This is a genomic window from Microcoleus sp. D3_18a_C4, assembly GCF_036702415.1.
Lineage (GTDB): Bacteria > Cyanobacteriota > Cyanobacteriia > Cyanobacteriales > Microcoleaceae > Microcoleus.
Genome location: NZ_JAUBTI010000065.1, coordinates 1 through 14,640 on the forward strand (window position 1 = coordinate 1; position 14,640 = coordinate 14,640).

Consider the following 14,640-nt stretch of genomic DNA (forward strand, 5'->3'; position numbering starts at 1 on the left):
GAAGCTAAGTGTCGCTTTTCCCCAAAAGCGGCGCACCTTATCATACTTTTGTATATTTGCAAAATCGGGATGCTCCCCCTTAACTTGTCCTAAAACTAATCTTTGACTCGTCGCCCAAGCACTGACCATATGAATTGCTTTTTTATCTCCTCCCCGTGAGTAAGAATGGCGAAGAGTTTTGCCATCAATTGCGATTACTTCTCCAGGATTGAAGCAACTAATAGATTGAATCCAACTCAAAAAACATTTCTGAAATTGCTCCGGTTTGAGGCGAGAAAATACTCGCGCAATTGTGTCATGTGAAGGGATGCCATTCGGCAATTCTAAAATTTTCTTTAACCATTCGTATTTAGCTCGCCCGTAACTTTCAATATCCACCCATGTATCAGCACCGCAAATCACGGCACAAATTGAGATGGTGATAATGTCAATTAATTGATGATGTTTTGTCCGCTCAATTCTGGGATCTTCTAAGTCGGCAAAATGGTCGGCGATGGTGATTTTAGGTTTAAGTTTCATACAGGTAAACCCTAATTAAATGTTTTGTAGTTACTCAATAATTCTTCTCCAGTATACCAGATTCTGTTAACATGAAATTTAGATGCGTTCGCCCTGTGTCTGCGTAAGTCCTATGTAGAAATCCTAAATGATTTGTGTAATTCTTGTAGGGGCAAAACCCACGCCCGGTTGCACCGCCTTGGGTGGGGTAGGCACTCTTAGCACTACCCCTACATATTTTTACAACTGATGCGAGGATTGCTATATTTAGCTACTGGCATTGGTTGGGTGTTTTAAGCAATCTATTTAATATGATGCAATTGCCAGACCAAATTTTTAGCAAAACTTTAAGAAATTCGGCCTGAAGGTATGATTGACTGAAAATTAAAAACAGTCGATCGAGCAGACTGGACAATTTAACAATGATTCCCAGGGAGCATTTTATGAAATCCATTGCTAAAAACAGCATCCACTGGACTTACTCAGTAGCTATTTTATGTGCCCTTTTCGCACTACAGCAACAAAAAGCTACAGCAGCAACGCTATCTCATGGCTGGAATTATGCGATCGATTCCTTCAACGACGGCGTGACAGGGCCCCAAATCGGCGGCGGGGAATTTGAATTTTACGGCATCGCCATCAAAGAAACATCAGATACAGCTTTCATCGCCATCAACTCTAATCTAAGTTTAGCAGGATATGCCGACCCACTAGCTCAAAGAGGCAACATCAACTACGGCGATTTATTCTTCAATTTTTCCGGTCAAAACTTCAATACAGCTAACGCAAACGGCAGCTTGTTTGGTATCCGCTTTGCCGAAGGAAATGACTCCAGCGTGGCGACAACAGGCGTTTACAAAAATGTTACAGCGAAAAACGTCACTCAAACTAACTCTGGCTTTAGCAATTTAAACCAATTCAATACGGTAGTGGCATCTCAAGGCGGAACCCCATCAATGGGCGATTTAGCTGCCACAGACCCCTATTTTCAACAAACAGGAAACTGGACTGTTCTCAACTCAATAGCTACGGGTACAAAAGTAGGAGAAATTAATTTTTTAACACCAGCAACTTTGAGCGTCCTCGGTCTTGATTTCGCTCAGTTTAATGCCGTAGGTTCTCAAACCATTGGATTCAGTTTCAATAAATCCTCAATGCCTTCGGGGAACTATATTGCTAACTTTTTTGCCGAGTGCGCTAACGATGCGATCGCCATTAAAGGATCGTTTGAAAAAGAATCTGCTGAACCAGTACCAGAACCTGCTACTATCTTCGGTACTTTAGCCGGATTTGGGATTCTAGGTATTGGTGCAGCGAAACGCAAAATTCAGCACAAGAGTAGCTGAAATGGATTTTATATCGCTCCCCGTAGGGACACGGCAATGCCGTGTCCTGCACTTCATAAACTGCAATCTGCTGTATCTACGACTCCTCTAAGCTAGGTTGAAATTGGCAGCACTTATTGAGCTGGCAGACATTCCATTGAGAGAGGCTAAAATTTCATCGGTTGCTGACAAACGGATGAAAGTTGAACTGTTTTCTTGAGTAATTGAGAGTTGAGAGAAAGTGAGATTGTTGGCGAGTATTAGCAAATCTTGGCCATCCTCAAAATCCAAGATAGTATTGATGCCAGAATTGGTGGAAAGCAAGAATTTATCATTACCCTCACCTCCCGTCAAAATATCACTTCCTAAACCGCCAGTCAGCAAATCATCACCCTTACCTCCCAGCAGAATATCGTTACCATCACCGCCATTCAAAATGTCAGAACCGCGGCTGCCAAACAAGGCATCATTACCGCTACCTCCCAGCAGAATATCGTTACCTTTGCCTCCGAAAAGAGAGTCATTTGCGATCGCACCGTCGAGGTAATCATTGCCCCTCATGCCCATCAAAGCATCATTTCCGCTGCCGCCATTCAGGATATCGTCGTCATTTGTACCAAGAATGCGATCGGGCGAATCGCTGCCCAACTCCGCGTCACCGGTAACAACAGGAACCGCAAGCCCAGGCGCAGGCGAGGTTGTGTCTTGAATTTTGCTATCTAAAGCAGCACCAGTATTCTCAGCAACTAACTGGGAAATTGGCTTGCTTCCCGCACCAACTGCTTTAAAGTCTTGAGTAGTTTCGCCCAAAGATACTTTTTGGACGCGGGCGACTGCTTCGGGAATGGATGTTCCTGTTGTGCTGGAGACAGCGGCATCAATGAGTTGATTTGCTGTTGCCATTACTGTCGCAGCTTGCGAGGCAAGTTGGGTGAAGTTTAGACTGTTAAAACTGGGGTCAACTTGCTTGATTCTACTGACAGATTGCTGAATTATTGGTTCTAAATCTGCTGCATTGCTGAGGTTTAAAACTGTACTGGATTGAATTCGACTCGTAATTGAACTGACAACAGCCTTGACAATATCCTTAGTCAATGCACTAGAAGCACCGTCAATCAAAGCGCTAGTTTGAGTGATGATGTTTTGGACTTTCACCATTGCGGATAAAGTTGCGATTCCGCCTGGTTCGTTGTTGTTGGTTGCCTTGATGGGATCTAAGCTAATTAGGTCAACATCAGCGGGGATGGCAAGGGATTTTTTGACGGAAGCTTGTGCTTGTTCTGATGTAACTCCTTTGTCGATTAAGTCAGCAACTAAGCTGGTTAAAAGGGTGACAACAGTAGCATCTGGTGGTGCGGTAACTGGTGTTTCTAGCGGTAAACCCGTGGCAGTATCGGTGCCACCTATGGCAACTAAATTGCCTTCTTCTGGGTCAATTTCCCCGTTTTGATTTTTGTCAAAAATGTTGGAGGCGAGATTCAGATCGAATTCACCATTAGGGCTAGTTATGGCAGACGGTTCGTTAGGATCGAGTATGCCGTTTTTGTTGGCATCTAAGAAGACAGTAGCACCAGCAATGTAATTGTCAATCACAAAACCGCCGAAACTGTTACTCTTGAACCGAACGAGTTCGCTAACACTGGCACCAGACGCATCCGTTCCCGTTACCTTCAGCCAATAGTTGAAAGATTTTGGGCGACTCGCATCTAAATTGATAGTACGGGTTTCGGGATTGAAAGTTAACCACGAGGGGAGAGGAATTTGAGGAAAACTTAACCCATCTACCGGCTGGCGATAGGAACCGCGGTTGAGAGCTGTCTCCCAAGTGAATGCAGACGAATTCAAAGCATTGTAATCGGCCAGACAGATCGTATAACTAATGCGATCGCCCGGATCGGGGTCAGTATCGGTGTTTGCAGCAAAGATCAACTCATTGGTTTTATAACCTCCTTGCGACAAGACAGGACGATTTACAACTGGCGGGCGATTATCCGTTGGTGTCGGTGTTGGTGTCGGCGTTGTTATCGGCGGTGTCGGCGGTGTCGGCGGTGTTGGTGGTGCTGGTATCGGTATCGGTGTTGGTGGAGTGTAATTAATAATAGTTGTGGTAGCAGTATCAGCAGTAATTATCGGTGTTGCCGCTGCGACACCTGTGGGATATGACAGGGTGATGGTAATAGTTTCATCAGCTTCAACTACGGTGTCGCCCAACACATCCAGAGTGATGGTTTTTGATGTTTCACCAGTCACAAAACTAATTGTGCCAGTAGCATTAATTGCCCCAGAAGTGCCGCCGATATTGTTATAATCGCTGCCGTTGGTAGCTGTTCCTGCTATTGCATATTTGACGCTACTTGCCCCGCTAATGTCCTCGCTGCGAGTCACAGTGAAAGTTAGAGGTTTTTTGCCGCTATTGCCTTCGTCAATGCTGGCAGTATTGGTGGCAATGGCATAAGCAACAGCACCTCGATCGGCAATAGTTAGCGTTGTTGTTTTTGTGGGGCCGGCAATGCCACCAGTAATTGTGCCAAAGTTTAAAATTGCGGTTTCGGGGTTTTCAGAGATACTGTCAGGCTTGATTGTAAATTCAATATTCTTGGTGAGTGCGTCACCTGTTGAACCTGCGGGGAATGTAATCGAGGTAGGGGAAAAGGTGTAGTCTAAATTTTGGGTGGCTGTGCTAGTGGGGTCGAGGAGAATTGGGACAACTATATCGTTTGAGGGAGTGCCACCGCTGATCTTGACGGGAATATTAACTACTGTGTCGGTTGTTCCTTCCACGCTGCTGTAAGTGGCCGCACCGAAATTAACTGTATTCGATGTCGGCGTTGGTGTCGGTGTTGGTGGTTCTGGTGTTGGCGGTGTTGGTGGTGCTGGTGGCGGTGTTGGTGGTGCCGGTGGTGCCGGTGGTGCTGGTGGCGGTGTCGGTGCAGTGTGGTTAATAATAGTTGTGGTAGCGGTATCAGCCGTAATTATTGGTGTTACCCCTGGGACGCTTGTGGGATTTGACAGGGTGACGGTAATAGTTTCATCGGGTTCAACCGTAGTGTCGCCTAACACATCCAGAGTGATGGTTTTTGATGTTTCACCTGTCACAAAATTAATCGTGCCAGTAGCAGTTTTTGCCCCAGAAGTGCCGCCGATATTGTTATAATCGCTGCCGTTGGTAGCTGTTCCTGCGATCGCATATTTGACGCTACTTGCCCCGTTAGTGACGTTGCTGCGAGTCACAGTGAAAGTTAGAGGTTTTTTGCCGCTATTACCTTCGTCAATGCTGGCAGTATCGGTGGCAATGGCATAAGCAACAGAAACCTGGTCTGAAATAGTTAGAGTTGTTTTTTTTGTGGAGCCCGCAATCCCACCAGTAATTGTACCCAAGTTGAAAATTGCGGTTTCCGGGTTTTCAGGGAGATTGTCAGGTTTGATAGTAACTGCAATATTTTTGGTGAGTGCAGCACCTGTTGAACCAGCAGGGAAGGTAATCGAAGTAGGGGAAAAGGTGTAGTCTGAATTTTGGGTGGCTGTGCTAGTGGGGTCGAGGAGAATTGGCACAACTACATCGTTTAAGGGAGTGCCACCGGTGATGATGACGGGAATATCAACTACTGTGTCTGTTGTTCCTTCCACGCCCTTGTAAGTGGCCGCACCGAAATTAACTGTATTCGATGTATTCAGCAGAACCGAGACATTGTTAGAAGTGCCGTTCGTAGTAGCTAAATCCAACTTGGTGTCAGCATTAAAATCTGCCGCAGCTATACGATTTCCCCCCAAAGTCTCCAGGTTAGTAAAGTTGCTGAGATTAGCAAAATTACCCGTACCATCTCCTAACAAGACTGAAACCTTGTTCCCGCCGGTAGGCATGGCTAAATCGAGTTTGCCGTCGCCGTTCAAGTCGCCTGCAACCAGAGAAAAGACACGACTTGCGACAGCAAAGTTGGTAGCATTACTAAAATTACCCGTACCATCTCCCAAGAAGACTGAGACATTCTCAGAAATGTCGTTACTTGCGGCGAGATCGAGTTTGCCATCGCCATTAAAGTCCCCTGTGACGACAAAGTGATTCTGTCTCCCAACAAGATTACCCGCGCTAAGGTTAACGGGGGAGTTAAAGTTGCCATTACCATCTCCTAAGAAAACGGAGATGTTGTCAGTCACTTCATTGTTCGACGTGACTAAATCGAGTTTGCCGTCGCCGTTAAAGTCGGCTGTGGCAACAGTAAACTTTGGTTTGTTTGTATTAAGTGGAACGGGAGGACCAAAGCTACCAGTACCAGATCCGAAAAGTATTGAAATTGTTGAATCGTTGCTGCCAAACCTCGGGGCTGTGGCTAAATCTAACTTGCCATCTCCGTTGAAGTCGCCGGCTGCGATCGAGCTATGATGAATATTTAAAGCGAATTTGGTAGGATCACCAAAACTGCCAGTACCTGTGCCCAGCCGGATGGAAACGTAACCGGGGTTAGCAGCAGCAGGTATATTCCCTACAGCTAAATCGAGTTTACCGTCTACATTAAAGTCGCGCACTACAATGGACTTGACAATATCCTTTGGGTCAAACAAGGTGGTAGCAGTAACAAAGCTGCCCGTAGTACCCGTCCCCAACAATATGGAAATATTGTTGGAGTCCTGGTTGACCACGGCTAAGTCTAGGAAACCGTCGCCGTTCAAGTCGCCCGTATCCATGTCAATAGGAATCTTGCCGACATTATAGTTCCTAGCTTCACTTAAGGTGGAGAGGACGTGGCTGTATGCTGCTAGAACTTCAGGCCGAAATGCTAAAGAGGCTGCTATTTTCACGGTTGTCACTTCTAGTTCCCAGTCGCCGCCTTTTGCTGCACTGCCGGTGAGGTTTTTGGAGGCGGCAACGTTGGTATTTGTGAGTTGGGCGATGCGCTGGATGAAGGTGAAGGATGTCAATGCGACATTGCAACCGTAAATCAGAATGTCCGCACCCCGATTTAAAGCGCTTCGCCACTGCTGAAATTGCTTGGAATAAGTTTCCAGATTGTCAGAACACAATCTGGTTTTGCCCAGTTGCAAGCTGCCGGGAGCTCCGTGAGAAATGATGTGAATGCTATCTATATTGCTGCGATCGCCCAAAACTTCGGTAATTTGGTCGATCGCATCCCTGTCCCCATCCAAAACCACTACTTCCGTACCCGGTGTTACTCCGGCAATCAAACTTTGATAATCTTCAACTTGAGAATCGATAAAGGCGATCGCACTTCTTGAAACTTGACAATTAAAATTTGGCATCCCACCACCTATTTCTGGTTTAAAAAAGACTGAAAATTTGTTGTATCAACCATAAGGCTTGATTGCATAAAACTCTGTAAAGATTTGATAAAGATGTATTGATAAATAGTCTCTCGATCGACCTTGGGAGTGCCAAGAGTGCCTCCCCCCCCCGCCCACGAGGGCAACCGCGGGGGGATTGCCTACAAAAAATGGGGGGATATGCAAATCGGGTCGATCGCACTTTCTACCGTATTTTTATTAAATCAGGTGGCTATTTGAGAACTTGAGTGAGTTCTCATCGACTTCTCATTGACTTTTGATTAGACCTCTCCCATAATTAGGTTTTTGTGCAGATGGGACAAGGCGTAACGCAATGAAAATAGTTAAAATTATTAAGTAATCTTGCGGGCGATCGAGACTGCGATACAAACGATATATCTAATAGAGGTAGGGACACGGCATTGCCGTGTCCCTACGGGGATATTGATAGTACCTATAAACCTGCAATCTGCTGTAAATTGACACAAATGCACTGCCAACCCTAGCCGGATCGACTGTCGCAATCTCGATCGCACCTAAAAAGCTTAGCGCGAGATAAAATGCGCCCAAACATTCCCATCTGGCCCAGCAACTTGATTGACGTAACTGTAGGGATACATCAACTTTCTCCCCTCAGTATCGCTGTAACCAGTGAGTGCATCTCCCCAAGGATCTTGCACGATATAACCCTGAGAATTGTAGCCAATTACAGTAAGAATGTGACCGGCCGCAGTAAAATCTCCCGCTAAAACTACTGGCCGTCGATTCAGCAATTCCGATCGCACCTGGGCCCACGTGCGAGTTGTACTAAAACTCGTCTTAAACCCGTAGGCCTGAATCAGCGCCGAAAGCACGCTGTGATCGGTTTGAGAACCCTGGCCGGCATAGTCGAAACACCACTGCAACAACTCATCCTCCAACTGTCCGCCCCACTGAGAACGAACGCCGTAGTAATAAAATACCATCGCGATCGAAGTTACGTTGCAAGTAGACCAGTCAAAACGCGGATTGTCCCGCTGCGAAAAATACGGCACGTTCAATTCCACATTGTTCGGAACCGGATCGAAAATTTTATCTCCCCGCTTGAACTGAACAAAACTAGGAAAAACATAACCTGTATTGCCCAAATTCGGCAGTTCTTCACTCAGGGAAACTTTCAGGTGAGATCCTTCCGCACCGTAGCTGTTCACGCCGTAAACTCGACCTAAAGGCAGCGTAGTTTTCTCGGTACTGCTCAGGTTAGCAGAATCTACCGGCCGTTTTTTAAAGACAGTTGCTTGCAGGATTGTCATCGTCAAAGCATCGGGGTCAAAGGGAACCTCTTTGCCGTCTTTTTTAATTTTAACGTCCTGCCAATAAATAAATCCGATATTGCCGAAGCCGGGAATTGATTCGGCGAGAGTTACTCGAAAATGCCCCAAAATGCAGGCATAACCAGTAATGGCATAGGTAGTGCCTAAAAGTAGGTCAGCAATTTGATCGGCAGGCAGTTTCGATGAATCTTCGGGTTTAGCTTTAATCTGAGTTGTTTGAGTTACCAAAAGTTGAGCGCTGACGTTGCTATTCGGTACGTCAGCCAGGTCAAATCTTAGGATTTGAGAACCTTTGGCCAACTGAACATCGGGTTCATAAAAATAGCCAAAAGTGCCGATCGGTGAAATTGCTGAATCCACAATCACCTTGAGATGCCCGTCAATAAATCCGTATTTGCTAACGGCCAAAGTCTGGCCTGCTTTGACAAAAACTTTTTGCTGATTGTTGAGCCGGGAAGAATCAAGGGGAGCTACCTTAAACAAAGTGTCAGAAAGTATCTTTAAGGTCAAACCTCGTCCGACAGTTAGCGGATCGGAAGTTACGGCAATGTAAATTATTTGGCTGCCAGTAACGTTGCCTTTGCTGTCAGTTGCCCGCAACCTGAGCCACCGAGCTCCGGCTACGCTAAATCCTTTAGACAAATTAACTTGCCAAGTGCTGGCCTCTTGGTTTAGCGTGACGGTTAGGGGAAATGTATCCTCAGCTATCACCTCAATTTTTGCTGTTTTTTCTCGGTCAAAAGTACCCCGAAGGACGATCGGCTGATTTACCAAAACTTCTGACGGCCCTTGATAAGTTAAATTCACAGCGGGATTGAAAGATTTGCCACCGCGGCTGAATTGCACAAAATCGGGATAAATGAAACCCGTATTGCCAAATTGCGGCAAATTCTCGGTCAGCGAGACTTTAATGTGGCTTTGTTCGATCGAGAATCCGGCAATTCCGTAAATCATTCCCGCCGGCAAGGTAATTTTTTCTTGAGGTGGCAGGCTAGCGGCATTTACCGGGCGCTTTTTAAACACAGTCGTTTTGATGATTGTCATCGTAACGGCATTTCTATCATACTCAATTCCCCTCCCGTCTCGCAAAATTTGGACGTGCTGCCAGTACAGAAATCCCGAAGTTCCTAAGTTAGGAACTGCCCGCTCAAAAGCGACTCGAAAATGGTTTTCCACGCAAGCGTAGCCAAGAATATTGAAAGTTTCTCCTGCGTTAAATTGTAATTTCTGAGTCGATCCTAAAGTGGCAGAATCTGCGGGGGTTAACTTTAACCATGTCTTTTTGATAATCCACAGTAACTGCATTCCACGCGGCGGGGTCGGCAACTCGGCGCGATCGAATATGAGAATTTTTGCGCCTTTGGTTATAAGTACGTGTTTTTCGTAGAAAAAGCCAGAGGTTCCCACCGGAGTAATTGGATTATTTAGTTGAACATTCAGATGCCCATCTTCTAACTCGTAGTCCCTAATTTGATAAATTTTACCTGCTGGTATTTCCGCTTTTTGCAGGTTGTTAAGATTGCTTGCCGGCAGTGTTCCGACTTTGAATGCGGTATCTCTGAGAGTAATTAACGTCAAAAATTGAGCGGGCGACCCAGAAGCAGGATTAACTTTGATGTTAATTGTTTGTTGACCGATAACTTGGCCGGTCTTATCACTTGCCCTCACCTGCAGTGTCCGAGTTCCTGCGCTAGGGAATCCTTTATCTAAACTGATGTTCCAAATGCCTCTAGAGAGATTTCTCCCGACATTCAGGGCATTTGAGCCTTCTGTTGCTGAAATCGCTGCCACTAGATTTGTGTCAAAAGTGCCAAGTAAGACAGCGGCCCTATTGACCTCAATTTCTCGCGGGCCTAAGTAACTCAAAATAATTTTGCTGCTTGTCATTATATATCCCCCTATCTACTTAATTATTCAGCTAAAGCAAGGATAACTTCTGATTTTATCAAACACAATGACTCGAACCAGGACAAAATGGCCCCTAGATTCAGCCTACGGGCGGTTAATGCCTTTTACAGTATAAGTTTTTAATTATTGGCGGGAGTTGCCCCACAAATCTAACTTTAGACGTACAATAAGCACCTTAACCAATATATGCCTGGTTAAGGGGATTTGTGGTGCAAGTCTTAAGGGAAGGAATTTAGTTCGAGTAGTTTGCTTACCCCTGTACCCTTGACCCCTCAGTGGCTGAGTCAATCGATTTTAGATTTTAGATTTTAGATTTTAGATTTTAGAATTGAAGCATTGACCCCACGGATGAATCCGGGGGCTTGTATCCTGGATGCTTGATTGTCAGGACTTACGAAAAAAACCCGGTTCCTAGGAGAATATTGCTTATAGCAACGAGGCATCTAGGAAGAAACCGGGTTTTTAGCCGTTTGGTGCGTGCAGGAGTGTTAGTGCGATCGGCTAAAATTCGACTAAACTATGGTGACGAGAATATCTTGAGCGTGAGTGTCAACTTTCATGGTTTCCCCTTCATAAACTTGAATGATTTTGCCAGTACCGTCGATGACGAAAGTAACGCGCTTGGCATAATCGCCTTTCTCGACATCATAAGCTTTGGTAATCGTGCCATCAACATCTGCTAATAGCTGGAAAGGCAAACCGTATTTCTCTGTGAACTTTTGGTGCGATTCTTCGTTGTCGCGGCTGACACCGAGAACTACTATATCTTTGCCCTTGTATTCTTCATGGGCTGCTTTGAAGCTTTGGGCTTGTCTGGTGCAGCCGGGGGTGTCATCTTTGGGGTAGAAATACAAGATTACGGTTTTACCTGCGAATTGGGACAGGGAGACGGTGTTGCCGTTGGTGTCTTTGGCGGTAAACTGAGGGGCAGCGCACCCAACTGGTAAAGTCATAGTTTTGTTTTTCTTGGGATTTATAAATGTATTTTAATTGATTTTGGGCGGGCTAGAAGACCAACCCCTACTCCCCACAAGAAAATTTATTCTTTGTGGAACAGGCCACAAAGCCTGTTCATGATATTTAATTAAACTTCAGTAGGTTGTTTTTGGGACTCTAGCCAGCGATCGTAAGCTGTTCGATCGCCTGCGAATGAATCAAGGGTGACGGGCGATCGCTCGTATTGCTGGAGTGGAGCATTTTCTATTGGTTTGTAGGCGCAATAGCAAATACAAATTGAGTCAAATTCTGCACCATAGGGAGCTGGAATTTCAGGAGTGTATTCGTGAACTTTCACAACTTCCCAGCCGCTGTCTCTGAAATGAGTTGATGCACTGGGAAACATTGGGGCGATCGCACTTTCGACAATAACGCTTTCAGTTAAACGATAGCCCGGTGCTGGGGATGGCTTGCCGCTAGAGTCATAATGCTCGGCTATTGTCCAAATCAATGACTTAACCGATCCAGCATTAGCTACTCGGTAAAAGCTTTCTCCTACTTTTGTTTCGGTGAGCGATCGGTATTTTTCCAGTTCACCTTTGTCGGCTCGGAAAATAATGTATTTACGCATCTTGTTTTCTCTCCTTCAGGTAATCACCTTGACTCAAGTCCATTGGCGAGGGCGGAAACTCGCAATTTCCCTCAAAAATGCAATCTACGCTCAAAATAGAATTGCCAGTCTCTTCTATATTTTTCAGCGGCCAACCGTATTTTTCTTCCATATTAATGCAAGCCTCTTCGCTTGTGGCTGCATGGCGCGTCTCGTTTTTTTCGTCATCATACCGAGGTTGTGACATAATTAATATGCTCCCTTGTTGGCTATTTCAACATTTGGAGTAGTCGTCATGTCCGGGTGTTACCGCAATCGGACATGACGCTTGTCCTTACTTTATAGTATACAGCCGGCGATATGTATAAGAGCCATGTTTAATTTACCCAACATAATATGATTTATTTCTACACTGTTATTCTCATAAAAAGTGCTGAGCGTTGGGTCTCTCTGTGTTTAGAAAATGGATTGGTGGGACAAGGCCATACTCCCGAACAATCTATTGATAAACTTAAACAAGCTATTGAGTCATTTTCCGAAGTATATGAATCAGAGTCTGATGTTTATCTCAGCCCTCTTTCTATTAATGAGTTACACGAGTTTCTAACTTTAGAAGATGCCGAAGCCTCAGACACTTATGAACTAAGAAAAGTTTATGCCTAAAAACCTTCCATCTTTAAAACCTAAAGCATTAATTAAGATTTTAGAATAAAACGGATGTCAGTTTTACCGAGAGGGGAAAGGATCTCATCGTTTGTATATGCGTGAAATTGAAAACCGAAAAAGGATTGTTCCGATTGATATGGGTGCTGGGGAAATGTCACCAGCTTATGTGTTGCGGATTTTTAGACAATTTGGGTTTACCGATCCAGAAATTGAGGGGATGATTAGTTAAGTCCGCATTAATATGCTGTCTGGTTGGCGGTTTCAACATTGGGAGTAGTCATCTTTGCCACTCAGAAAAGCGATCGCCTAAAATGGCTTTTACAGCCCAACTCGTCTAACCTGTCCTAAAATATAAGAGACATCCTATATTAATTCCCTACCATGTCGATCGCCGTTATTAAAGAACATATCGAAATCACCCCAGGAATCTGTGGGGGAAAACCCCGTATCGCCGGACATCGCATCCGAGTTCAGGATATAGTTGTTTGGCACGAACAAATGGGAATGTCACCAGACGAAATTCTGTATCACTATCCAAGTATTTCTTTATCTGACATCTATGCAGCTTTAGCCTATTATCACGATCGTCGAGATGAAATTCGCTCTGCAATCGAAGCAGATGCAGAATTTGCTCGCCAATTGAAAGCTCAAACCCCATCGCTATTGCAACAAAAATTAAAAAATAGTCAACATGGCTAGGCGATGGCAATTAATTTTGACAACAAATTATAACATATTCTCGAACAACAAGAGATAAATCAAACAATACTTTCTCTCCTTCTATTCTGTTGAGTAAATAACGTTGACGCAATGATTCCAACCCATTCATCAAGTCCATTGATGACAGAGATAAACTTTGTCTTAAATCTTCCCTTGACACAGGTACATCAAATTTGCTTAATTGTAAAATAATCTCTCGTTCTGTGGATGATAGCCGTTTGAATAATTCAGTCAACCGAGATTTTATATCCTTAGTGACAACTAAACTATCTTCTTTTAAAAAATCAGCAACTTTCCCCCCAAATATATTTTTAATTAAATTTGCAATATCTTTTAAATAAACGGGATTACCTCCGTATAAATCACTCAACTCTGTCCAGGCTTCATCATCTTTTAATCCCCATCTTTTTACGATTTCTGTATTGTCTAATCCTTGTAACTCTAAGCACTTGATAGGATATAACTCCTCATCCGGGCTAACCATTTCTTGACATTGTTCCTGACTAATCAAGATGAAGCTACTTTGATGTTCTATATTTGCGATCGTTGTCAATAAATCTTGGTAATTTTTAGATTCCGTTTTGAACTCTCCTGCCAATTCTCCCTTAATAAATAATTCTTGGAAATCATCAAGGACGATTAAACATCTTTGTTGACGCAAAAGATTGAAAAACTGAGTTAACTTATTATTAGTTTGAATAGAATCGCGATCGACACCTGTGATAATTTCATTAATAATGCCCTCTAAAGATTGAGATAGTTTGAGGTTTTTCCAGATTACTACATCAAAATGTTGTAAATTTAGGTCAACAAACTGTTTGACTAGGGTAGTTTTGCCAATTCCACTTAATCCTAAAACTGAGACTAGATGAACATTTTGGTCGATTAACCAGCGGGAGAGGGTTTGAAGTTCGGTTGTGCGATCGTAAAAGTTGGTAATTTTTGGGGCTAGGCTTAAATCGTGATAATTTGATGTTGGTTTACTCTTAGGTTGATTTGGTTGATTATCTTTATGAGACTGGTATAGCGTTTGGGAACAAAAATTAAACTCATGATGATTTCCCACACCGATCACTTGTGATGATTTAATATATATCCTTTCTATGGTCGAACGAAAATTGTATTTATTAACATCTTCGCCTAACTGTTTAGATAAAATTTGCCATAGCTGACGCCCAATATTTCTAACACGACTTTCACTACGCTTACAATCATCAGCAATTTCATCATACGTTTTTCCCTGGTAAACCCCTGTAATTACAGCCTTTTGAACATCATCCAAGTGTTTTCCCGTTTTGGTGAATACCAACCTATCGGCACATTGTAAAACCTCTGTAACATCCATAAAATGTATCCACAGTAAATTTGGGTAATCCTAGTATATTGT

General features: G+C 44.0%; 10 protein-coding genes. 3 read left to right on the plus strand and 7 right to left on the minus strand.

Going from position 1 to position 14,640, the window contains the following annotated elements; translation table 11 throughout:
- Positions 1-519, minus strand: a 519-nt coding sequence (locus QUB16_RS22945) for an ISAs1 family transposase (protein ID WP_333319693.1), incomplete at its 3' end; no start/stop codon positions are given.
- A 422-nt stretch (positions 520-941) separates the two neighbouring features.
- Here QUB16_RS22945 and QUB16_RS22950 point away from each other — a divergent pair.
- Complete coding sequence (locus tag QUB16_RS22950) at positions 942-1,844, plus strand: PEP-CTERM sorting domain-containing protein (protein ID WP_333319694.1); 903 nt, start codon at positions 942-944, stop codon at positions 1,842-1,844.
- 87 nt (positions 1,845-1,931) lie between these two features.
- On the opposite strand, the gene QUB16_RS22955 is transcribed toward QUB16_RS22950, so the two are convergent.
- The 5 genes from QUB16_RS22955 to QUB16_RS22975 form a co-directional block, all read right to left on the minus strand.
- Positions 1,932-7,079, minus strand: a complete 5,148-nt coding sequence (locus tag QUB16_RS22955; protein WP_333319696.1) for a DUF4347 domain-containing protein — start codon at positions 7,077-7,079, stop codon at positions 1,932-1,934.
- A 566-nt stretch (positions 7,080-7,645) separates the two neighbouring features.
- Positions 7,646-10,300 carry a C39 family peptidase gene (locus tag QUB16_RS22960; RefSeq protein ID WP_333319698.1) on the minus strand — a complete coding sequence of 885 codons (2,655 nt, stop codon included), beginning with the start codon at positions 10,298-10,300 and terminating at the stop codon, positions 7,646-7,648.
- 533 nt (positions 10,301-10,833) lie between these two features.
- Positions 10,834-11,274 carry a peroxiredoxin gene (locus QUB16_RS22965; RefSeq protein WP_172192900.1) on the minus strand — a complete coding sequence of 147 codons (441 nt, stop codon included), beginning with the start codon at positions 11,272-11,274 and terminating at the stop codon, positions 10,834-10,836.
- A 131-nt stretch (positions 11,275-11,405) separates the two neighbouring features.
- Positions 11,406-11,888, minus strand: a complete 483-nt coding sequence (locus QUB16_RS22970) for a hypothetical protein (RefSeq protein ID WP_333319700.1) — start codon at positions 11,886-11,888, stop codon at positions 11,406-11,408.
- Entirely contained in the window at positions 11,881-12,114 is a 234-nt protein-coding gene (locus QUB16_RS22975) for a hypothetical protein (RefSeq protein WP_333289398.1), read from the minus strand. The genes QUB16_RS22970 and QUB16_RS22975 overlap by 8 nt, the downstream gene beginning before the upstream one ends.
- A gap of 149 nt (positions 12,115-12,263) precedes the next feature.
- On the opposite strand from QUB16_RS22975, the gene QUB16_RS22980 reads away from it, so the two are divergent.
- A complete protein-coding gene (locus tag QUB16_RS22980; protein WP_333319702.1) occupies positions 12,264-12,530 on the plus strand; it encodes a hypothetical protein in 267 nt (88 codons plus the stop codon).
- 384 nt (positions 12,531-12,914) lie between these two features.
- Positions 12,915-13,232 carry a DUF433 domain-containing protein gene (locus QUB16_RS22985; protein ID WP_333319704.1) on the plus strand — a complete coding sequence of 106 codons (318 nt, stop codon included), beginning with the start codon at positions 12,915-12,917 and terminating at the stop codon, positions 13,230-13,232.
- Between the two features lie 10 nt (positions 13,233-13,242).
- On the opposite strand, the gene QUB16_RS22990 is transcribed toward QUB16_RS22985, so the two are convergent.
- The gene (locus QUB16_RS22990) at positions 13,243-14,598 is read right to left on the minus strand and encodes an NB-ARC domain-containing protein (RefSeq protein ID WP_333319706.1); all 1,356 of its coding nucleotides are present in this window, start codon (positions 14,596-14,598) and stop codon (positions 13,243-13,245) included.
- Positions 14,599-14,640: the final 42 nt, after the last annotated feature.

Bases quoted from the DNA above. Each gene is read 5' to 3' on its own strand.
- QUB16_RS22950 (WP_333319694.1), top strand. From the start codon at position 942: ATGAAATCCATTGCTAAAAACAGCATCCACTGGACTTACTCAGTAGCT.
- QUB16_RS22955 (WP_333319696.1), bottom strand. From the start codon at position 7,079: ATGCCAAATTTTAATTGTCAAGTTTCAAGAAGTGCGATCGCCTTTATC.
- QUB16_RS22960 (WP_333319698.1), bottom strand. From the start codon at position 10,300: ATGACAAGCAGCAAAATTATTTTGAGTTACTTAGGCCCGCGAGAAATT.
- QUB16_RS22965 (WP_172192900.1), bottom strand. From the start codon at position 11,274: ATGACTTTACCAGTTGGGTGCGCTGCCCCTCAGTTTACCGCCAAAGAC.
- QUB16_RS22970 (WP_333319700.1), bottom strand. From the start codon at position 11,888: ATGCGTAAATACATTATTTTCCGAGCCGACAAAGGTGAACTGGAAAAA.
- QUB16_RS22975 (WP_333289398.1), bottom strand. From the start codon at position 12,114: ATGTCACAACCTCGGTATGATGACGAAAAAAACGAGACGCGCCATGCA.
- QUB16_RS22980 (WP_333319702.1), top strand. From the start codon at position 12,264: ATGATTTATTTCTACACTGTTATTCTCATAAAAAGTGCTGAGCGTTGG.
- QUB16_RS22985 (WP_333319704.1), top strand. From the start codon at position 12,915: ATGTCGATCGCCGTTATTAAAGAACATATCGAAATCACCCCAGGAATC.
- QUB16_RS22990 (WP_333319706.1), bottom strand. From the start codon at position 14,598: ATGGATGTTACAGAGGTTTTACAATGTGCCGATAGGTTGGTATTCACC.